The sequence below is a fragment of the Teichococcus rhizosphaerae genome, assembly GCF_002631185.1.
Taxonomy (GTDB): domain Bacteria; phylum Pseudomonadota; class Alphaproteobacteria; order Acetobacterales; family Acetobacteraceae; genus Pseudoroseomonas; species Pseudoroseomonas rhizosphaerae.
The window spans coordinates 71,018-89,601 of record NZ_PDNU01000005.1 but is presented as its reverse complement, the minus strand read 5'-3'; the positions used below and the strand labels follow the sequence as shown (position 1 = coordinate 89,601).

Annotated in this window: 20 protein-coding genes; 10 read left to right on the top strand and 10 right to left on the bottom strand. The window is 73.3% G+C overall.

Translation table 11 applies throughout. The features are described 5' to 3' along the window. Positions 1-2: 2 nt before the first annotated feature. Positions 3-1,574: a D-glycero-beta-D-manno-heptose-7-phosphate kinase gene (gene rfaE1 / locus CR162_RS05435; RefSeq protein ID WP_245870139.1), complete on the bottom strand. Its 1,572-nt coding sequence runs from the start codon at positions 1,572-1,574 to the stop codon at positions 3-5. A 47-nt stretch (positions 1,575-1,621) separates the two neighbouring features. After that, positions 1,622-2,317, bottom strand: a complete 696-nt coding sequence (locus CR162_RS05430; protein WP_099094525.1) for a metallophosphoesterase family protein — start codon at positions 2,315-2,317, stop codon at positions 1,622-1,624. A gap of 344 nt (positions 2,318-2,661) precedes the next feature. On the opposite strand from CR162_RS05430, the gene pqqB reads away from it, so the two are divergent. Both pqqB and pqqC read left to right on the top strand, forming a co-directional pair. Next, a complete protein-coding gene (gene pqqB, locus CR162_RS05425; RefSeq protein ID WP_099094524.1) occupies positions 2,662-3,561 on the top strand; it encodes a pyrroloquinoline quinone biosynthesis protein PqqB in 900 nt (299 codons plus the stop codon). After that, positions 3,558-4,286, top strand: a complete 729-nt coding sequence (pqqC, locus tag CR162_RS05420; protein WP_176559736.1) for a pyrroloquinoline-quinone synthase PqqC — start codon at positions 3,558-3,560, stop codon at positions 4,284-4,286. The genes pqqB and pqqC overlap by 4 nt, the downstream gene beginning before the upstream one ends. 28 nt (positions 4,287-4,314) lie before the next feature. Here pqqC and pcaF read toward each other — a convergent pair whose 3' ends face one another. The 5 genes from pcaF to CR162_RS05395 form a co-directional block, all read right to left on the bottom strand. Beyond that, positions 4,315-5,520, bottom strand: a complete 1,206-nt coding sequence (gene pcaF / locus CR162_RS05415; RefSeq protein ID WP_099094522.1) for a 3-oxoadipyl-CoA thiolase — start codon at positions 5,518-5,520, stop codon at positions 4,315-4,317. Between the two features lie 128 nt (positions 5,521-5,648). Beyond that, the gene (locus tag CR162_RS05410) at positions 5,649-6,302 is read right to left on the bottom strand and encodes a 3-oxoacid CoA-transferase subunit B (RefSeq protein ID WP_099094521.1); all 654 of its coding nucleotides are present in this window, start codon (positions 6,300-6,302) and stop codon (positions 5,649-5,651) included. 14 nt (positions 6,303-6,316) lie between these two features. Beyond that, positions 6,317-6,985, bottom strand: a complete 669-nt coding sequence (locus tag CR162_RS05405; RefSeq protein WP_099094520.1) for a 3-oxoacid CoA-transferase subunit A — start codon at positions 6,983-6,985, stop codon at positions 6,317-6,319. A gap of 172 nt (positions 6,986-7,157) precedes the next feature. Further along, the gene (locus CR162_RS05400) at positions 7,158-7,928 is read right to left on the bottom strand and encodes an IclR family transcriptional regulator domain-containing protein (RefSeq protein ID WP_099094519.1); all 771 of its coding nucleotides are present in this window, start codon (positions 7,926-7,928) and stop codon (positions 7,158-7,160) included. Continuing rightward, a complete protein-coding gene (locus tag CR162_RS05395) occupies positions 7,925-8,788 on the bottom strand; it encodes a helix-turn-helix domain-containing protein (RefSeq protein ID WP_176559733.1) in 864 nt (287 codons plus the stop codon). The genes CR162_RS05400 and CR162_RS05395 overlap by 4 nt, the downstream gene beginning before the upstream one ends. A gap of 115 nt (positions 8,789-8,903) precedes the next feature. Between CR162_RS05395 and CR162_RS05390 the strand changes: the two genes are divergently transcribed. The 4 genes from CR162_RS05390 (at position 8,904) to CR162_RS05375 (ending at position 12,589) form a co-directional block, all read left to right on the top strand. Beyond that, entirely contained in the window at positions 8,904-10,085 is a 1,182-nt protein-coding gene (locus CR162_RS05390) for a 4-hydroxybenzoate 3-monooxygenase (protein WP_099094517.1), read from the top strand. A 74-nt stretch (positions 10,086-10,159) separates the two neighbouring features. Next, positions 10,160-11,005 carry a PhzF family phenazine biosynthesis protein gene (locus CR162_RS05385; protein WP_099094516.1) on the top strand — a complete coding sequence of 282 codons (846 nt, stop codon included), beginning with the start codon at positions 10,160-10,162 and terminating at the stop codon, positions 11,003-11,005. A 46-nt stretch (positions 11,006-11,051) separates the two neighbouring features. Beyond that, positions 11,052-11,792: an ABC transporter ATP-binding protein gene (locus tag CR162_RS05380; RefSeq protein ID WP_099094515.1), complete on the top strand. Its 741-nt coding sequence runs from the start codon at positions 11,052-11,054 to the stop codon at positions 11,790-11,792. Continuing rightward, positions 11,789-12,589: an ABC transporter permease gene (locus CR162_RS05375; protein ID WP_099094514.1), complete on the top strand. Its 801-nt coding sequence runs from the start codon at positions 11,789-11,791 to the stop codon at positions 12,587-12,589. The genes CR162_RS05380 and CR162_RS05375 overlap by 4 nt, the downstream gene beginning before the upstream one ends. A gap of 31 nt (positions 12,590-12,620) precedes the next feature. On the opposite strand, the gene CR162_RS05370 is transcribed toward CR162_RS05375, so the two are convergent. Then, the gene (locus CR162_RS05370) at positions 12,621-13,025 is read right to left on the bottom strand and encodes a hypothetical protein (protein ID WP_099094513.1); all 405 of its coding nucleotides are present in this window, start codon (positions 13,023-13,025) and stop codon (positions 12,621-12,623) included. A 162-nt stretch (positions 13,026-13,187) separates the two neighbouring features. Between CR162_RS05370 and CR162_RS05365 the strand changes: the two genes are divergently transcribed. Together CR162_RS05365 and CR162_RS05360 are read left to right on the top strand one after the other, a co-directional pair. Further along, the gene (locus tag CR162_RS05365; protein ID WP_099094512.1) at positions 13,188-13,820 is read left to right on the top strand and encodes a histidine phosphatase family protein; all 633 of its coding nucleotides are present in this window, start codon (positions 13,188-13,190) and stop codon (positions 13,818-13,820) included. Positions 13,821-13,914: 94 nt separating this feature from the next. After that, complete coding sequence (locus CR162_RS05360; protein WP_099094511.1) at positions 13,915-14,745, top strand: lipid-binding SYLF domain-containing protein; 831 nt, start codon at positions 13,915-13,917, stop codon at positions 14,743-14,745. Positions 14,746-14,808: 63 nt separating this feature from the next. On the opposite strand, the gene CR162_RS05355 is transcribed toward CR162_RS05360, so the two are convergent. Beyond that, positions 14,809-15,678 carry an NUDIX hydrolase gene (locus CR162_RS05355; RefSeq protein ID WP_099094510.1) on the bottom strand — a complete coding sequence of 290 codons (870 nt, stop codon included), beginning with the start codon at positions 15,676-15,678 and terminating at the stop codon, positions 14,809-14,811. A gap of 187 nt (positions 15,679-15,865) precedes the next feature. Here CR162_RS05355 and CR162_RS05350 point away from each other — a divergent pair, with 187 nt between their 5' ends. After that, positions 15,866-17,722, top strand: a complete 1,857-nt coding sequence (locus CR162_RS05350; RefSeq protein WP_099094557.1) for an ABCB family ABC transporter ATP-binding protein/permease — start codon at positions 15,866-15,868, stop codon at positions 17,720-17,722. Positions 17,723-17,852: 130 nt separating this feature from the next. Here CR162_RS05350 and CR162_RS05345 read toward each other — a convergent pair whose 3' ends face one another. Continuing rightward, complete coding sequence (locus tag CR162_RS05345) at positions 17,853-18,086, bottom strand: hypothetical protein (RefSeq protein WP_141563078.1); 234 nt, start codon at positions 18,084-18,086, stop codon at positions 17,853-17,855. A 184-nt stretch (positions 18,087-18,270) separates the two neighbouring features. Here CR162_RS05345 and CR162_RS05340 point away from each other — a divergent pair, with 184 nt between their 5' ends. Then, on the top strand, positions 18,271-18,534 hold the full coding sequence (locus CR162_RS05340; RefSeq protein WP_099094508.1) for a hypothetical protein: 264 nt from the start codon (positions 18,271-18,273) through the stop codon (positions 18,532-18,534). Positions 18,535-18,584: the final 50 nt, after the last annotated feature.

Here is an 18,584-nt window from a genome sequence, read left to right as displayed (position 1 = left end):
GCTCAGCCCCGCATCCGCGCCACGGTGGCGGTGGTGGAGTTGCCCGGCAGCAGCGCCGCCAGCTTCACCACGCCCCCCCATTCCTGCACCAGCTCGCCGCCGACCACCTGCTCCACCGTGTAGTCGGCGCCCTTCACCAGCACGTCCGGCCGCAGCAGCTGGATCAGCTCCACCGGCGTGTCCTCCTCGAAGATCGTCACCAGGTCGACGGTGGCCAGCGAGGCCAGCACGGCGGCGCGCGCCGCCTCGGGCTGGATCGGGCGCGCCGGGCCCTTCAGGCGCTTGACGCTGGAATCGGCGTTCAGCCCCACCACCAGCCGGTCGCACCAGGAGCGGGCCTGCTCCAGCAGGTGGACATGCCCCGGGTGCAGCAGGTCGAAGCAGCCATTGGTGAAGCCCACGCGCCAGCCGCGCTGGCGCCAGCGCTCCACCTGCTCGGCCGCGGCGGCGCGGCGCAGCACCTTGCGCAGCGCGCCGCGCTCGGGCGTCAGCGCCTCCAGCAGGTCGGCCTCGCGCGCCACGGCGGTGCCCACCTTGCCCACCACCAGCCCGCCCGCGATGTTGGCGATGCGCGCCGCCAGCGGCAGCGGCAGCCCGGCCGCGTAGCCGGCGGCCAGCACCGCCACCACCGTGTCCCCGGCGCCGGACACGTCGTGCACCTCCGGCGCCTCGGCCGGCAGGTGGTGGACGGCATCGCCCTCCAGCAGGGTCATGCCGTCCTCGGAGCGGGTCACCAGCACGGCCGGGAAGCCGTGGCGCTGCTGCAGCGCGCGCGCGGCGGCGACGATCTCCTCCTCCGTGTCCACCGGCAGGCCGGTGGCGAGCGCCAGCTCGGCGCGGTTGGGGGTGATCACGTCGGCGCCGGCGTAGCGGGAGAAGTCCTCGCCCTTCGGGTCCACCACGATGCGGCGGCCGGCGGCGCGGGCGGCGGCGATCAGCCGCTCCGGCACGTCGCCCGCCAGCACGCCCTTGCGGTAGTCGGAGAGCACCATCACCGAGGTGGCCGCCACCGTGTCGGTGGCGATGCGCACCAGCCGGTCCGCCAGGCGCTGGTGGATGGGGCGGGCGATCTCGTGGTCGGCCCGCAGCATCTGCTGGCCGTTGGCGATGAAGCGCGTCTTGGTGGTGGTGGCGCGGCCGCCCTGCACCAGCAGCCAGGGCTCGACCCGCGGCTGGCCGCCGATCAGCCCGGTCAGGTCGCTGCCCGCCTGGTCGTCCCCCACCACGGACAGGAAGGCCACTGCGGCGCCCAGCGCGGTGAGGTTGCGCACCACGTTGCCGGCGCCGCCGGGCATGGCCACCTCGCGCTCCACCCCCAGCACCGGCACCGGCGCCTCGGGGCTGATGCGGCTGACGCGGCCGTACACGTAGCGGTCCAGCATGGCGTCGCCCACCACCAGCACGGAGGCGCGCTTGAGCTGGCGCACGGCCTCGGTGAGGTCGGCGGCGTCCGGGGTGGTTCCGGCATCCGGCGGAGTCTCCGCCGGCGACGCGGCGCTGTCGTCCTGCGGGGGAGCCGGAGAAGCGCCGGAAACGGCGCCCGGAGGGGCGGAGGGGGGCACGGGGCCTTGCATTGGCAAGCTGCCTAGCGCAGCCCTGCGGCCACGCGCAAGGCGCCCTCTCATACGGAGAGGAAACGAAGCTGCGCGGCTTCCAGCACCAGGCAGGTCAGCGGCCCGCCGGCGACGGCGCCCGTGTCGATGCCGATGCGGCTCGGGCGCAGTTCCGGGGCGCGGCAGGGCGTGTGCCCGTGCACCACCACCTTGGGCAGCGGCCGGGGCCAGGACAGGAAGGGCTCGCGGATCCAGAGCAGGTCCTGGCTGCGCTGGGCCGCCAGCGGCCGGCGCGGGTCGATGCCGGCATGGACGAACAGGTAGTCCCCCGCCTCCCATTGCAGCGGCATGGTCGCCAGCAGCGCGCGGTGCCGCAGCGGCAGCACGGGCAGGCCCTGGCAGACGCCGTAGCTGGCCAGGGTGGCGTCGCCGCCGTTCCACAGCCAGAGGTCCTCGGCCGCCGTGCCCGGGCCGGCGGCCAGCGCATCCAGCATCATCGCCTCATGGTTGCCGCGCAGGTTGATCCGCTCCGCCCCCGGCACAGGGCTTTCCCCGCACAGGCGGTCGAGCACCGCGGCGCTGTCCGGGCCGCGGTCCACGTAATCGCCCAGATGCACCAGGGCGCAGCGTTCCGCCGGCTGGCGCGCCCAGTCATCGGCCAGCAGGGCGTGCAGCCGGGCCAGCTTCCCGGCGCAGCCATGCACATCGCCGATGGCGTAGATCCTGAGGCCGGGCGGCAGCCGGCCGGGCGCCGGAATGGACATGGACGGGCGATACCGGGCGAGCGGAACCTTCGCGCATCATGCACGAATTCATTCGCCGTCATAACTGATCAGCCGCCGTTTCGTTGTCGCCTTCCGCCATCACGCGCCACGGCGCGGCCTGCAACCGCGCGCGGCGGCGCCACGTTGCCCGGGTCTGGCCGGCAGGTGAGGGCCGGAACCGTCCACTCCTCCGGAGGGTGCCCCGCCCTTGCCCGGAAGATCGCCCCAGAAGGATGCCGATGACGCGCCGGACCGCACCCCGTCTCCTCCTCCCCAGCACCGGCCCGGGCCCCGCCTCCCGCGCCGCTGCCGTCTGACCTGGGCCCACCGGCTTGCAGGGGCGGATGCGGTTCATCGTGCTGGGCGCGGCAGCGGGGGGCGGCTTTCCGCAATGGAACTGCGCCTGCCGCAATTGCCGCCTGGCCTGGGCGGGGGACCCGCGCGTCTCGCCCCGCACGCAATCCTCCCTGGCGGTGGAGCTGGCGGACGGAGGCTGGCTGCTGGTGAACGCCTCGCCCGACATCCTGCGGCAGGTCGCCGCCACGCCCGCCCTGCGGCCCAGGCCAGGGGAGGGCGCCCCGAGGCACAGCCCCATCGCGCAGGTGCTGCTGACCAGCGGGGAGATCGACCACGTCGCCGGGCTCCTTTCGCTGCGGGAGCGGCAGGGCTACGGGCTGCGGGCCACGCCGCGCGTGCTGGGCATCCTGCGCGCGAACCGGATCTTCGACGCCCTGGACCCGGCCCATGTCCGGCGCGAGCCGCTGGCGCCGGAGGAGGGCTGGGCGCTGCCGGGCCTTTCCGTCCGGCTCTTCGCGGTGCCCGGCAAGCCGCCGCTCTACCTGGAGGGCGGCGCGGCGGCGGATGAGGAGGACACAGTGGCGGTGGAGTTCACGGCGCCCGATGGCCGGCGGGCCTATTACATCCCCGGCTGCCACGCGGTGACGCCGGCGCTGCGCGCCCGGCTGGACGGCGCCGCGCTGCTGCTGTTCGACGGCACGGTCTGGACCGATGACGAGATGCGCCGCGCGGGCGTGGGCGAGAAGACCGGCCGGCGCATGGGGCACCAGCCGCTGTCCGGCGAGGATGGCTCGCTGGCGGCGCTGGAGGGGCTGGCGATCGGCCGGCGCGTGCTGGTGCACATCAACAACACCAACCCCCTGCTGCGGAGCGACGCGCCCGAGCGCGCCGCCGCCGCGCGGCTGGGCTGGGAGGTGGCCGAGGACGGGATGGAGCTGACATGGTGACGCGGCTGCTGACGCCGGACGAGCTGGAGGCCGCGCTGCGCCGGGTCGGCGCCGAGCGCTACCACAACCTGCACCCCTTCCACCGCATGCTGCATGGCGGCGCGCTGAACCGCGGGCAGGTGCAGGCCTGGGCGCTGAACCGCTACTACTACCAGAGCCGCATACCCCTGAAGGACGCCGCCTTCCTGTCGCGCGCCGAGGACCCGGCGCTGCGCCGCGAATGGCGCCGCCGCCTGGAGGACCATGACGGCCATGCCGAGGGGGAGGGCGGCATCGCCCGCTGGCTGGCGCTGACCGACGGGCTGGGGCTCCCCCGCGCCGAGGTGGAGGCCGGGCGCGGCATCCTGCCCGCCACGCGCTTCGCCGTGGATGCCTATGTGCGCTACGTGCGTGACAAGTCGCTGCTGGAGGCGGTGGCGTCCTCGCTGACGGAGCTGTTCTCGCCCACCATCATCTCCGAGCGCGTCTCGGGCATGCTGCGGCACTACGATTTCATCAGCGAGGACACGCTGCGCTATTTCGGCCACCGGCTGGAGCAGGCGCCGCGCGACTCCGACTTCGCGCTGGACTTCGTCAAGCGCGAGGCGCGCACGCCGGAGCAGCAGGAGCAGGTGCTGGAGGCGCTGCGCTTCAAGTGCGACGTGCTCTGGGCGCAGCTCGACGCGCTGCACCACGCCTATGTGTCGCCCGGGCTGATCCCGCCCGGCGGGTTCCGCCCCGGCTGACCGGCTCCCTCGCGCGGGCGGGGCGGCCTCAGACCCGTTCCAGCACCATGGCGATGCCCTGGCCCACGCCGATGCACATCGTCACCAGCGCGAAGCGCGCCTCGCGGTGGTGCAGCTCGGCCACCGCCGTCTGCACCAGCCGGGCGCCGGACATGCCGAGCGGATGGCCGAGCGCGATGGCGCCGCCATTGGGGTTCACATGCTCCGCGTCGTCGGCCAGGCCGAGATCGCGCGTCACCGCCAGCGCCTGCGCGGCGAAAGCCTCGTTCAGCTCGATCACGTCGATGTCGGAAAGGTCGAGCCCGGCCCGGTCCAGCACCTTGCGCGTGGCCGGCGCGGGGCCGAAGCCCATGATGCGCGGCGGCACGCCGGCCGTGGCGCTGGCCACCACGCGCGCCCGCGGCACCAGCCCGTGATGCGCCGCCGCCGCCTCGCTGGCCAGCAGGATGGCGCAGGCGCCGTCGTTGACGCCCGAGGAATTGCCCGCCGTCACCGTGCCGCCCTGGCGGAAGGGGGTGGGGAGCCTGGCCAGCATCTCCGGCGTGGTGTCCGGGCGCGGATGCTCGTCCTGGCCGACGATCACCGGCCCGCCCCTGCGGCGGTGGATCTCCACGGGAACGATCTCCTCCGCGAAGCGGCCATCCTCCATGGCGCGCCGCGCCCGGGCCTGGCTGCGGAAGGCGAAGGCGTCCTGGTCGGCGCGGCCGATCTGGAAGTCGGCCGCCACGTTCTCGGCCGTCTCGGGCATGGACTCGGCGCCGTACTGCCCGCGCATCAGCGGATTGACGAAGCGCCAGCCGATGGTGGTGTCGAACATCTCCGCCTGCCGCCCGAAAGGCTCGGCGCTCTTGCCCATCACGAAGGGGGCGCGCGTCATGCTTTCCACGCCGCCGGCCAGCATCAGTTCCGCCTCGCCCGCCCGGATGGCGCGGGCGGCGATGGCGGTGGCATCGAGCCCCGAGCCGCAAAGGCGGTTGACGGTGCCGCCCGGCACGCTGTCCGGCAGGCCGGCGAGCAGCGCGGCCATGCGCGCCACGTTGCGGTTGTCCTCCCCCGCCTGGTTGGCGCAGCCCAGGATGACGTCGTCCAGGGCGCCCCAGCCGAGGCCGGGGTGGCGGGCCATCAGCGCCTTGATCGGCACGGCGGCGAGGTCATCGGCGCGCACCGCCGCCAGCGCCCCGGCATAGCGGCCGATGGGCGTGCGGACGGCGTCGCAGATGAAGGCATCAGGCATGGCGGTGTCTCGATGGAGGTCCGCGCGGATCGTGGCCGATCCGCGCCCCGGCCGCCAGTCGTCCAACCATGTGGCCGCCAGGCCAGCCGCCGCCCGCCGCGCCTCGCGCGCCGGGCGGCCGGCGGGCGTCAGGCCTTGCGCAGCGGCGCGTCGGTGCGGGCCTGGAGGTCGTCGAAGCTCAGGCCCGGCGCCATGTCCACCACCGCGAAGCCCTGTTCCGTCACGTCCAGCACGGCGAGGTTGGTGTAGACGCGGCGCACGGCGCGCATCGCCGTCAGCGGGTAGCCGCAGCGGCGCACCAGCTTGGGGTGGCCCTCCTTGGTGGTGTGCTCCATCACCACCCACAGCCGCTTGGCGCCGGCGGCGAGGTCCATGGCGCCGCCGACGGCGGGGGCGGTGTCGTTGGCCGAGGTCGCCCAGTTGGCGATGTCACCATTCTCCGCCACCTCGAAGGCGCCGAGCACGCACAGGTCCAGGTGCCCGCCGCGGATCATGGCGAAGCTGTCGGCATGGTGCACATAGGCGCCGCCGCGCAGCAGCGTCACCTGCTGCTTGCCGGCGTTGATCAGCCAGGGGTCGGCGTCGTCGGGGGCGGGGGCGGGGCCCATGCCCAGCACGCCGTTCTCGGAGTGGAATACCACCTCGCGCTCGGCGGGGACGAAATCGGCCACCAGCGTCGGGATTCCGATGCCGAGGTTGACGTACCAGCCCTCGGGGATGTCCTGCGCCACGCGCCGGGCCATGTCCTTGCGGGACAGCGGGGTGAAGCTGGTCTCGCTCATGGGGGAAGCTCCTCTCAGGCCACGGGGTGCAGCAGGACGCGGTCGACGAAGATGCCGGGGGTGACCACCTCCTCCGGGTCCAGCGTGCCGAGCGGCTCGACCATGTCCACCTGCGCGATGGTGATCGCGGCGGCCATGGCCATCACCGGGTTGAAGTTCCGGCCCGAGCGGCGATAGGTCAGGTTGCCCCAGCGGTCGGCCTTGTGCGCCTGGACCAGCGCCACGTCGCCCGGCAGGGCGTGCTCCAGCACGCAGGGCTTGCCGTTGAACTCGGCGGTGGGCTTGCCCTCGGCCAGCAGCGTGCCGTAGCCGGTGGGGGTGTAGAAGGCGGGGACGCCGGCGCCGGCGGCGCGCATGCGCTCGGCCAGCGTGCCCTGCGGCACGATCTCCAACTCGATCTTGCCGGCCTTGTAGAGCTCCTCGAACACCACCGAGCCGGCGGAGCGCGGAAAGGAGCAGATGATCCTGCGCACCCGCCCCAGCTCCATCAGCCGCGCCAGCCCGACGCGCCCGTTGCCGGCGTTGTTGGCGACCACGGTGAGGTCCTTGGCGCCCTGCTCGATCAGCCCGTCGATCAGCGCGTCGGGCTGGCCGACCGAGCCGAAGCCGCCCACCAGCACGGTGGCGCCATCGGCGATGCCCTGCATGGCCTCGGCCATGTCGCGGACGGTCTTGTTGATCATGGACGGATCCCCTGGCGGGTCATGGCATTCCCTGTTCTTCTGATGGCGGGCGAGACTAGGTCCGGCGCGCGCGGCGCCGCAACGCCGTGCGCTATGCGCACGGCTTGTTATGTGAGCCCGGGGCGCCTCAGCCCGGGGCGCCTCAGCCCGGGGCGCCTCAGCCTGGGGCGCCTCAGCCCGGAATGGTCCGCCGCAGCTCGGCGGCGGCGCGGAGCAGGGCGGGCAGCAGCCGCTCCCGCAGCACCGCGTCCGTCGCGCGCGCGGTGCGCGCGCCGATGTTGATGGCCGCCACGCAGCGCCCGCGCTGGTCGCGCACCGGCACGGCGACGGAGCGCAGCCCGATCTCCAGCTCCTCGTCCACCAGCGCGTAGCCGCGCTCCCGCGCGGCGCGGATGGCGTCGCGGATCCCGGCGGGGGTGGTGCGGGTGTGGGCGGTCAGCGCGGCGGGGGCGAGCTGCGCCACGAAGCGGTCCACCAGCGGCTCGGGCTGGGCCGAGAGGAGCGCGCGGCCGAGCGCCGTGCAGTGCGCCGGCAGCCGGCTGCCGACGCCCAGCGCCACCGAGGCGACGCGCCGCGCCGCCGCGCGGGCGATGTAGACCACGTCCCCGCCATCGAGGATGGCGGCGGAGCAGCTCTCGCCCGTCGCCTCGCGCACCGCGTCGAGCTGCGGCTGGAGTTGCGCGGGCAGGGTGGCGCTGGCGAGCCAGGCCCCGCCCAGGCGCAGCACGCGCGGCGTGAGGGCGAAGCCGCGCCCATCCGCCTCCGCATAGCCGAGCGAGACCAGGGTGAGCAGGCAGCGCCGGGCCGCGGCGCGCGTCATGCCGGTGGCGCGGGCGATCTCGGCGATGCTGGCGCGGCCTGGCCGGGCGTGGAACGCCTCGATCACGGCGAGCCCGCGGGACAGCCCGCCCAGCAGGTCGCGCGGCTCGGGCGGCACGCTCATGCCCCGCGCCCCTCCCGCCGCGCCTGCCCGGGGGTGAGCCCGGTCATGCGGCGGAAGAAGCGGGAAAAGTAGGCGGGGTCGCGGAAGCCGAGCCCGTAGCCGATCTCGGCCACGGAAAGGGTCGAGTAGCGCAGGCCGCGCCGTGCCTCGGCGGCGCGCCGGGCGTTCAGGATCTGCAGCGGCGTGCGCCCCGCGGCGGCGTGGCAGAGGGCGGCGAGCCGCTTGCCGGAAAGGCCCAGGGCGCGCTCGTAGTCGGCCATCGGCCGCGCCTCGCGGTACCATTGCTCCACCAGGGCGCGGAAGCGGGCGAAGGCCTGCGCGTCCGGATGGACGGCGAGGCCGCCTTCCGGCCGCTCCGCGCGCAGCCGGGCGAGGGCGACCAGCAGCAGCCGCAGCTGCGCCGCCAGCGCCAGGCTGCGCCCGGGGCGGTGCGCGGCGAACTCCTCGGCCAGCTCGGCGAAGCGCTGCGGCACGCGGTGCGCGGCCAGCGCCCGCGGCTCCAGTGCCAGCAGCAGCGCCGCCTCCGGCAGGCTGCCCTCGGCCAGCAGCTCGGCCGCCCAGGGCAGGGCGATGCTGAGCACCCAGCCATCCGTGCCGGGGTGGAAGCTGTAGCCATGGATCGCGCCCGCCGGCAGCAGGAAGAGGGCGGGGGCGGCGAAGTCCCGCTCCTGCCCGTCGAGCTGCGCGGCGCCGCCGCCCCGCTCGGCCAGCAGCAATTGCAGCAGGCCGGGATGGCGGTGCGGCGCGATGTGCCAGCCATGCGGCCGGCTGCGGTGCGGGATGGTCTCGATGTGCAGGAAATGGGCATCCGTCGCATCGCCGGCCTCACCATAGAGGAAGAAGCGCGGAACGATCTCCATGGCGGAAAAGTGCCAGCATTCCGCCTTTCCGTCCATTCAGCGCGGGCGGGCAGACGCGGTAGCCTGCCGCCAAAGCACCAGAAGCGGGACGGCACGTCCCGGAAGGGGAGGGTCCATGCGCACCCAGGTCGGCATCGTCGGCTGCGGCCCGGCCGGATTGTTCCTGGCGCACCGTCTGCACCGCGCCGGCATCGAGGCCGTCATCCTGGAAAGCCGCAGCCGCGCCGAGGTGGAGGGCACCATCCGCGCCGGGGTGCTGGAGCACTGGCTGGTGGAGATGATGACGGAGATGGGGCTCGGCGCGCGGATGCTGCGCGAGGGCCATTTCCACACCGGCATCACCCTGCAGTGGAACCGCCAGCGCCTGCATCTCGACATGGAGGAGCTGACCGGCGGCAGGAAGGTGACGGTGTATCCCCAGCATGAGGTGCTGAGGGACCTGATCGCCGCCCGGCTGGCCGATGGCGGCACCATTCATTTCGGCGTCTCCGGCACGGCGATCCACGATGTGGAGACCGACCGCCCCTTCCTTACCTGGCATGACGGGGAGGGGCTGGAGCGGCGGCTGGACTGCGACTACGTCGTCGGCGCCGACGGCTTCCACGGGCCGGGGCGGCAGGCCATTCCCGCCGCGCGTCGCACGGAATACCAGAAGGTCTATCCCTTCGGCTGGCTCGGCATCCTGGCCCACGCGCCGCTGTCCTGGCCGGAGCTGATCTACGCCAACCAGGGCGAGGGCTTCGCGCTGCTGTCCACCCGCTCGCCCGAGGTCCAGCGCATGTACATCCAGTGCGACCCGGCGGACGGCATCGCCCGCTGGCCGGATGCGCGCATCTGGGCCGAGCTCCGCGCCCGCCTCGAAACCGATGATGGCTGGGTGCTGCGGGAAGGGGAGATCTTCCAGAAGGGCATCATCCCGCTGCGCAGCTTCGTCTGCGAGCCGATGCAGCATGGCCGGCTGTTCCTGGCCGGGGACGCGGCGCATATCGTGCCGCCCACCGGCGCCAAGGGGCTGAACCTGGCGGTGGCCGATGCGGTGGTGCTGTCCCGTGCCCTGGCGGAGCGCTACCGCGACAACAGCGCGGCGCGGCTCGACGCCTATAGCGACACCTGCCTGCGCCGCGTCTGGAAGGGCGAGCGCTTCTCCTGGGCCATGACCACCATGCTGCACCGCAACGCGCAGGACAGCCCCTTCGAGCGGCGCATCCACCTGGCCGGGCTCGACCTGCTGCGCAGCTCCCGCGCCGCCGCCACGGCGCTGGCGGAAAGCTATGTGGGGTTGCCGCCCGAGGACTGAGCGGGCCGCATGGACAGGGAGGCGCGTGGAATGGGACAACACTCCTCCCATCCTCCCGCGCAGGAGCCGCCGCCTTGCCCAGCCTCGATTTCCAGCAGGTCGACGTGTTCTCCGCCACGCCGCTGAAGGGCAACCCGCTGGCCGTGGTGCTGGGGGCGGATGGCATGTCGGACGCGCAGATGGCCGCCTTCGCCAACTGGACCAATCTCAGCGAGACCACCTTCCTGCTGCGCCCCACCCTGCCGGAGGCGGATTACCGGGTGCGCATCTTCACGCCGGAGCGGGAGCTGCCCTTCGCCGGCCACCCGACGCTGGGGAGCTGCCATGCCTGGCTGGCCGCGGGCGGCAGGCCGCGGGGCGCCGAGGTGGTGCAGGAATGCGGCGTGGGCCCTGTCCGCATCCGGCGGGAGGAGGGCGGGCGGCTCGCCTTCGCGGCACCGCCCCTGCTCCGCCACGGCCCGGTGGGGCCCGAGGTCCTGGCCCGGCTGGGGCGCGGCCTGAGGCTGGCGCCCGAGGCCATCCTGGCGGCGGAGTGGATCGTCAACGGCCCGGAATGGGTGGGCGTGCTGCTGCGCTCCCGCGCCGAGCTGCTGGCCGTCTCGCCCGACTACGCGGCGCTGGAGGGGCTGTGGCCCGGCCTCGTCGCGCCCTGGGACCCGGCGGTGGATGGCGATGACGCCCAGTTCGAGGTGCGCGCCTTCATCCCCGGCTCGGCCGTGCCGGAGGACCCGGTGACGGGCAGCCTCAATGCCGGCCTCGGGCAGTGGCTCATCGGCAGCGGCCGCGCGCCGGAGGCCTATGTGGCCAGCCAGGGCACGGCGCTGGGCCGCGCCGGCCGCGTCTTCCTCCGGCGCGAGGGGGGCATGGTGTGGGTGGGCGGCGCCGTGGTGACGGTGCTTTCGGGTCAGGCGAAGTTGTAACGGAAGCGGCCCTGGGCAAGCGGCGGGGGCGCCCTTTAATCGGGGCATGCAATCCGCCGCCATCCGGGCCGAGGGCCTGACCAAGCGCTACGGCGAGACCACTGCCGTGGATTCCCTGAGCTTCACCCTGCCGCGCGGCGCCACCTGGGGGCTGCTGGGCGGCAACGGGGCGGGCAAGACCACCACCATCGCCATGCTGCTGGGCCTGCTGGTGCCGAGCGCCGGCCGCGTCTCGGTGCTGGGCCACGACATGGCGCGGGACCGCTTCGCGGCGCTCGCCCGCATGAACTTCTCCTCCCCCTATGTGGCGCTGCCGCACCGGCTGACGGTGGCGGAGAACCTCCGCGTCTATGCCCATCTCTATGGCGTGCGCGGCAGCGAGGCCCGCATCGCCGAACTGGCCCGCGCGCTGCAGCTGGAGGAGATCCTGGACCGGCCGGCGGGCCAGCTCTCGGCCGGGCAGAAGACGCGCGTGGCGCTGGCCAAGGCACTGGTGAACCGCCCCGAGCTGCTGCTGCTGGACGAGCCCACCGCCAGCCTCGACCCCGACACGGGGGACTGGGTGCGGAGCTGGCTGGAAAATTACCGTGCCGAGAGCGGCTGCGCCATACTCCTGGCCAGCCACAACATGGCCGAGGTGGAGCGGCTCTGCGGCCATGTGCTGATGATGAAGCGCGGCCGGCTGGTCGATCAGGGCAGCCCGGACGAGCTCGTCTCCCGCTTCGGGCGGGACAATCTGGAGGATGTGTTCCTCGACATCGCGCGCGACCGGAGGGTGGAGGCATGAGCGGGGCGCTGCGCCGCGTCTGGGGCCTGGTCTACCGGCACCTGGCGCTCTACCGCCGCTCCTGGCCGCGCCTGCTGGAGCTGATGTACTGGCCGGTGTTGCAGATGCTGGTCTGGGGCTTCGTCACCGCCTACCTCGCCGGGGTGCAGCAGAACACCGCCACGGTGGCCGCCGGCGTGCTGCTGGGGGGCGTGCTGCTGTGGGAGGTGGCGCTGCGCAGCCAGATGGGCTTCGCGCTCTCCTTCCTGGAGGAGATCTGGAGCCGCAACCTCGGCCACATCTTCGTCAGCCCCCTCCGGCCAGGGGAGCTGGTGGCGGGGCTCGTCACCATGGCCACGCTGCGCATGCTGGTGGGCGTGCTGCCGGCGGTGGGGCTGGCCTGGCTGCTCTACGGCTTCGGGCTGTTCGCCCTGGGGCCCGTGGTGGTGCTGTTCTTCGCCGCGCTCATGCTGATGGGCTGGGCGGTGGCGCTGGGCGTCACGGCCATGATCCTGCGGCACGGGGCAGGAGCGGAGCCGCTGGCCTGGTCCGTGCTGTTCGGCCTGACGCCCTTTGCCTGCGTGTTCTACCCCCTCGCCACCCTGCCGGAGCCGCTGCAATGGGTGGCGCAGGCGATTCCCGCCGCGCATGTCTTCGAGGGCATGCGCGCCGCGCTGCTGGAGGGGCGGGTGGACGGGTGGCACCTCGCCGCCGCCTTTCTGCTCGACGCGCTGTGGCTGGCGCTGCTTGGCCGCGTCTTTCTCGCGCAGTTCGAGGCGGCGCGCCGCAGCGGCGCGCTGCTCAACATCGGCGAGTGAGGCGCGGGGGGCCGCGCCTTTCCCTGCCGCCTCAGCCGAACCAGGAGCGGTCCGGCAGGGCGCGCGGGGCGGCGGCCCGCCGCGCCTCCGCCCCGGCAGGCAAGGGAGCCGGCGAGGTGGCGGGCGATGGCGCGGGTTCCGGGGGCGGCAGCCGCGCGGGCTCGAGGCCCAGGCTCAGATCGGGTCGCAGGCTCAGCCGCAGGGCCAGCGCCTGGGACAGCGCCACCATGGCCGCCTTGCCCTGCGGCGGCTCCTGCCAGCCGGGCAGCCGCATGCTGAAGGCCAGCCCGGCGGCATGGGTGGCCAGCATGGGGTGCGGCGCGCCCCAGGCCGGGGCGCAGGCCACCGGCTCCGCTTCCGGCACGGCGGCGGGGCGGCTGGCATTGGGCAGGCTCGGCGCCGCGGCGTGCGGCGTGGCGGAAGGTGGGGGCGGCATTCTGCGCGGTCCTGATCCGGGTGGAAGCGCGGGAGGGCCGCGCCGGCGCCACTTTCCCGCGGCTGCCTTGAACAAACGGTGAATGCCGGAAGTTCTTCCGCCGCGGCTCCGGGCCGGGCCGGGCAATTCCGCCGGCGCCTGAAAGGGTCTAGAGCATCCGGCGTGACCCCGACCCGCTTCTTCCTGATCCGCCACGCCATCGTCGAGCCCTCGGCGCGTGTCGTGATGTATGGCGACATGGATGTCGCCATCTGTTCCCTGGCGATGGCGCAGGAAAGCGCCGCCTATGCCTGGCTGGCCGCCCGCCTGCCGCCGGGGGCGCGCTGGTTTCACTCGCCGCTCTCCCGCACCCGGGCCACGGCGGAGGCGATCTTCGCCGCCGGCTACGGGCCGGCGGAGCCGGAGGTGGAGCCGCGCTTCGCCGAGCAGCATCTGGGCCAGTGGCAGGGCGTCACCCATGAGGAGATGACCCGGCTGCTGACCGAGCCGGCGCATCCCTTCTGGCCGCACAGCGCCTTCGAGCGCCCCCCCGGCGGCGAGAGCCTGCAGGACGTGATCGGCCGCGTCGGCCCGGCGCTGGAGGAGATGGCGGAGAGGCTGGAGGGGATGGACGTGGTGGTCGTGGCGCATGGCGGGTCGATCCGCGCCGCGGTGGCGCACGCCATGGGGCTCGACCCGCACCAGGCCTTCCAGCTTTCGGTGAAGAACCTGTCCCTGACCCGGCTGGAGAGGCATGGCGCGCATTGGCGGGTCGGCTCGGTGAATGAGGAGCCGCCTCCCGGCGCCGCGGCCTGAGGGGCTGCATCAAACCCGCGCCACCCCGCAAGTTGGGCTTGCCACGCCGCAGCCGGAAGGCCATTCCTGGGCAATGGGTTGCCGGAGGACCTTCATGCGGCGTTCGATCTTCGCACCAATCGCCCTGGCGGGCGCCCTGCTGCTGGCATCGGCCCTGGCGCGGCCGGCCGCGGCGCAGATGGAGCAGCAGGCGCTGGTGGACCGCTCCACCCTGGCGGTGCAGGAAATGCTGGGCGCCGCCGGCGGCGCCGATGCCGCCCACTACAACGACGCGGTGACCATGCTGCGCCGGGCGCGCGCCGTGATGGTCTGCCCGCGCGTGTTCCGCGCCGGCTTCATCCTGGGCGGGCAGGGCGGCTCCTGCGTGCTGCTGGCGCGCGACGGTGCCGGCTCCTGGTCCTCGCCCGCCTTCTACAGCCTGGGCGCCGGCAGCCTCGGCCTGCAGATCGGCGTGCAGGACGCCATGGTCATGATGATGGTGCTGACCGACAAGGGCCTCTCCGCCCTGATGGACAGCCAGTTCAAGGTGGGCGCCGACGCCTCCATCGCGGTGGCGACGGTGGGCGCCGGCATCTCCGGCGCCACCACCGCCGCGGTGGGGGCGGACATCGTCACCTTCGCCAAGACGCGCGGCCTTTACGCCGGCATCGCGCTGGATGGCTCGCTGATCTCCGCCCGCAGCGACTGGAACCGCGTCTATTACGGGCAGAGCGTGGGCGCGCGGCAGATCGTGGTGGACATGGCCGCCCACAATCCGGGCGCCGACCCGCTGCGCGGCGCGCTGATGCGCTTCGGCGGCGCCCCGGCCGCCACCGCCGCCCCTTCCTACCAGCAGCAGCAGCCGCAGGGCTTCCAGCAGCCGAACTACCAGCCGCCGCCCTCCTACCAGCAGGGCGGGGGCGTGCAGGCCGAGCCGCTGCGCTGAACGGAGCGGCCGCCCGCGCCGGCCCTCTGCCCCGGGCGGGCGGGCGGCGTGGCGGGCCGCCCCTCAGGCGCCGGATTGCAGCCCGTTGCGGAGCGAGCGGCCCTCGGCGCTGCCAGGGTCGATCAGCCCCTCGCGCAGCAGCAGGTCGATCAGCACCAGGTTGACGTTGAACTTCACCGTGTCCGTGTCGCGCACCACCTCCAGCACGCGCCGGATCGGCCACAGCTCGAAATGCTCCACCTCGTCGTCATGCGGGACGGGGATGAAGTCCTCGGGCAGCTCCAGGTCATAGACGTGCAGGATGTCGCGCCGCAGCCCGCCATCCGCCTGCCGCATGATGTAGGAGATGCGGCCGGCGGGGCGGGCCCGCGCCACCAGCTCGGGCGGCAGGCCGGCCTCCTCCGCGCCTTCCTTGACCAGCGTCTCCCAGGCATCCAGCCCGGCGGGAGTGCCACCGGCCACCAGGTTGTCCCATTGCCCGGGCGCCACCGCCTTGTCCCGCGCGCGCTTGCCGATCCAGACATGCAGCCCGTCGGCGCGGCGCACCAGCCCGTTCAGGTGGACCCCCTGCGCCAGCACGCCGAAGGCCGGCACGGCGCCGCGGTCCAGCGTGGCCAGCACCGGCCCCTCGGGCGTCGCGCGCACGTCGAAGGGCTCGCCGCGCACGCGGAGGAAGCCGGCCTTTTCCAGCCCCTTCACCGCGTCGGCCAGGGCGGAGCCGCGCGCGGCGGCGCCGCGCAGCCGGCCGGCCAGCGAGACGCCCCCGCCATCGAAGTGGAAGTCGCGCGGGCGGAAGGCGAGCCAGCGGGCCAGCTCGGCGCCGAGCCACCCCACCTGCTCGCCGCCGATGCGGAAGGGGATCAGCCCGGCCGGCGAGGCCAGGTTGTTGCAGGCGGCGATGTGGCGGGCGAAGCCGGTGGCGGAGATCGACATGTCCCTTCTCATGCCGCCCGCGCGCGCGGGCGGCAATGGTTCTCGGACGATCCTCGCGGCCTGTGGTCTCCTGCCATGCCCCCCGGGCGCATTGCCCATGCCGGCGCCGGGCGCCATGTAACGCCCGACCGACTGGAGATTGCCCGTGCCCGTTCCTCCCGCCGCGCCGGCGCGCCCGCGCGGCCACATGCAGACATTGCTGACCCTCGCCCCCTATCTCTGGCCCCGCAACGAGCCGGGGCTGCGGGCCCGCGTCGTCATCGCCCTGGTGCTGATGGTGCTGGCCAAGGGCGCCAACGTGCTGGTGCCCATCGTCTATGCGCGCGCCGTCGATGCGCTGGGCCCGGCGGGCGGCACCGCCGCCGCGGTGGCCACCGTGCCCATCGCGCTGGTGCTGGGCTATGGCCTGCTGCGCATCACCTCCTCCTGGATGGCCGAGCTGCGCGACGCCGTGTTCACCCGCGTGCAGGCGCGCGCGGGCCGCGTCATCGCGCTCAACGTGTTCCGCCACCTGCACGCGCTTTCCCTGCGCTTCCACCTGGACCGGCAGACGGGCGGCATGTCCCGCGTCATCGAGCGCGGCACGCGGGGCATCAACTTCGTCCTCGACTTCATGCTGTTCAACATCATCCCCACGCTGATCGAGATCCTGCTCGTCGCCGGCATCTTGTGGGGGCTGTTCGACATCAGCTTCGCCCTCGTCACGCTGCTGACGATCGGGCTCTACATCGCCTTCACCCTCGTCTTCACCGACTGGCGCCTGCGCTTCCGGCGCGCCATGAACGAGATGGACCAGGAGGCCAACACCAAGGCGATCGACAGCCTGCTGAACTACGAGACGGTCAAGTATTTCGGCAACGAGCGCCACGAGGAGCGGCGCTACGACGCCTCGCTCGCGCGCTACGAGCAGGCCTATACCCGCTCCGAGGTGACGCTGAACTACCTCAACATGGGGCAGGCGGCGATCATCGCGCTCGGCCTCACGGCGGTGATGCTGATGGCCGCGCGCGGCGTCGCCGAGGGCCGCATGACGGTGGGCGACTTCGTGCTGGTCAACACCTACCTGATCCAGCTCTACCTGCCACTCAACTTCCTGGGCTTCGTCTATCGCGAGCTGAAGCAGGGGCTGGTGGACATGGAGGCCATGTTCACCCTGATGCGCGAGAAGCAGGAAGTGGCCGACGCCCCCGGCGCCACGCCGCTCGCCGCCGGCCCGGGCGATCTGGTGTTCGAGGATGTGCGCTTCGGCTACCGCGCGGACCGCACCATCCTCAGGGGCGTGTCCTTCCACGTGCCGGCGGGGCGGACGCTCGCCATCGTCGGGCCGACGGGGGCGGGCAAGTCCACCATCTCCCGCCTGCTGTTCCGCTTCTACGACGCACAGTCGGGACGCATCCTGCTCGACGGGCAGGATCTGCGCGCGGTGACGCAGGAATCGCTGCGCGCCGCCATCGGCGTGGTGCCGCAGGACACGGTGCTGTTCAACGACACCATCCGCTACAACATCGCCTATGGCCGCCCCGGCGCCTCGGATGCCGAGATCGAGCAGGCGGCGAGGCTCGCCCAGGTGCATGACTTCGTCCTGCGGCTGCCGGAGGGCTACGACACGCGGGTGGGCGAGCGCGGCCTGAAGCTCTCGGGCGGCGAGAAGCAGCGCGTGGCGATCGCCCGCACCATCCTGAAGGACCCGCGCGTGCTGATCCTGGACGAGGCCACCAGCGCGCTCGACACCCGCACCGAGCAGGAGATCCAGGCGGCGCTGCGCGGCGTCTCGGCCGGGCGCACCACGCTGGTCATCGCCCACCGCCTGTCCACCGTGGTGGAGGCGGACGAGATCATCGTGCTGCAGGAGGGGCAGATCGCCGAGCGCGGCAACCATGCGGCGCTGATGGCGGCGGATGGCCTCTACGCGCAGATGTGGCGGCGCCAGTCCGAGGCGGTGGCGGCGGCCGAGGCGGCGGCGGCGGCCCAGGAGGCGGCGCGCGCCGCGGGGGTGGAGGCGGTGCAAGGCCAGCGCCAGCCAGCGCACGACCCGCGCGGCTGATCCGGCGAGGCTGCCGGCGAAGGCGGGGCGGGCTTTTCCGGAACGGTTCTGCCCAGGGGCGCGGCGCCGGTGCGTCAGTCAGGCGAGGCGCCGTGTGCAGCCCGTGCGATGCGACCTGCCCGATACCGCCTCACTGGCCGCGAAAGGTGGTGATGCCGTTCGGGCCATAGGCGGTGCCGCCGCCAAAGCCATCGCCCCGGAAGGTGGTGATGCCGTTCGGCCCGTAGGCGGTGCCGCCGCCAAAGCCGTCGCCCCGGAAGGTGGTGATGCCGCTCGGCCCGTAGCTTGTGAAGCCTTGGGCATGAGCCGGCAGGATGCTGCTGGAATAAAGAGCAAACATCAAAAAGATATTTCTCTTCAGCACAATTCAACTCTTGGTTTTGTTCCGTCAGGCTAATCCGTGCTGCGGTTCTTTCACCAGGAAAAACTGCCAGACCCTGCTCGCCGGGCAGGCAGGCCGGTTCGCCTGCGGATCTTTCGCGGGGAATGGGGTTTTCGCGCCCTGCCTCGTCACTTAAGTAACCTCCCTGTTTCCAGGAGGGCACCAGATGCAACTCGATCCGCAGGGGGTGGCCCCGGAAGATCTCAGCCATGCCGGTTCCGTGGTGGACAAGGCGATCGAATACATGATCGAGCAGAAGATCGCGCCGATCTCGGTCGCCTCCGCCCTGCTCGGCGGCGCGCTGGGGCTGATGGCGCGCAGCATGCGCGACGAGGCCATCGCCAACGTGCTGCGCAGCGCCCTGGCCTCGGTCGAGGCGGGGGAGCTGGCGGAGATGCGTCAGGGTCCGCCCACCGGCAGCGAGTTCTGAGATCCCGCGCAGCGGGCGGGGAAGAGGATTTCCGCCGCCGCCGCGCGGTC

Coding starts and splice junctions, on each gene's coding strand:
- rfaE1 (WP_245870139.1), bottom strand. CDS start 1,574: ATGCAAGGCCCCGTGCCCCCCTCCGCCCCTCCGGGCGCCGTTTCCGGC.
- CR162_RS05430 (WP_099094525.1), bottom strand. CDS start 2,317: ATGTCCATTCCGGCGCCCGGCCGGCTGCCGCCCGGCCTCAGGATCTAC.
- pqqB (WP_099094524.1), top strand. CDS start 2,662: ATGCGGTTCATCGTGCTGGGCGCGGCAGCGGGGGGCGGCTTTCCGCAA.
- pcaF (WP_099094522.1), bottom strand. CDS start 5,520: ATGCCTGATGCCTTCATCTGCGACGCCGTCCGCACGCCCATCGGCCGC.
- CR162_RS05410 (WP_099094521.1), bottom strand. CDS start 6,302: ATGAGCGAGACCAGCTTCACCCCGCTGTCCCGCAAGGACATGGCCCGG.
- CR162_RS05405 (WP_099094520.1), bottom strand. CDS start 6,985: ATGATCAACAAGACCGTCCGCGACATGGCCGAGGCCATGCAGGGCATC.
- CR162_RS05400 (WP_099094519.1), bottom strand. CDS start 7,928: ATGAGCGTGCCGCCCGAGCCGCGCGACCTGCTGGGCGGGCTGTCCCGC.
- CR162_RS05395 (WP_176559733.1), bottom strand. CDS start 8,788: ATGGAGATCGTTCCGCGCTTCTTCCTCTATGGTGAGGCCGGCGATGCG.
- CR162_RS05390 (WP_099094517.1), top strand. CDS start 8,904: ATGCGCACCCAGGTCGGCATCGTCGGCTGCGGCCCGGCCGGATTGTTC.
- CR162_RS05380 (WP_099094515.1), top strand. CDS start 11,052: ATGCAATCCGCCGCCATCCGGGCCGAGGGCCTGACCAAGCGCTACGGC.
- CR162_RS05375 (WP_099094514.1), top strand. CDS start 11,789: ATGAGCGGGGCGCTGCGCCGCGTCTGGGGCCTGGTCTACCGGCACCTG.
- CR162_RS05370 (WP_099094513.1), bottom strand. CDS start 13,025: ATGCCGCCCCCACCTTCCGCCACGCCGCACGCCGCGGCGCCGAGCCTG.
- CR162_RS05360 (WP_099094511.1), top strand. CDS start 13,915: ATGCGGCGTTCGATCTTCGCACCAATCGCCCTGGCGGGCGCCCTGCTG.
- CR162_RS05355 (WP_099094510.1), bottom strand. CDS start 15,678: ATGTCGATCTCCGCCACCGGCTTCGCCCGCCACATCGCCGCCTGCAAC.
- CR162_RS05350 (WP_099094557.1), top strand. CDS start 15,866: ATGCAGACATTGCTGACCCTCGCCCCCTATCTCTGGCCCCGCAACGAG.
- CR162_RS05340 (WP_099094508.1), top strand. CDS start 18,271: ATGCAACTCGATCCGCAGGGGGTGGCCCCGGAAGATCTCAGCCATGCC.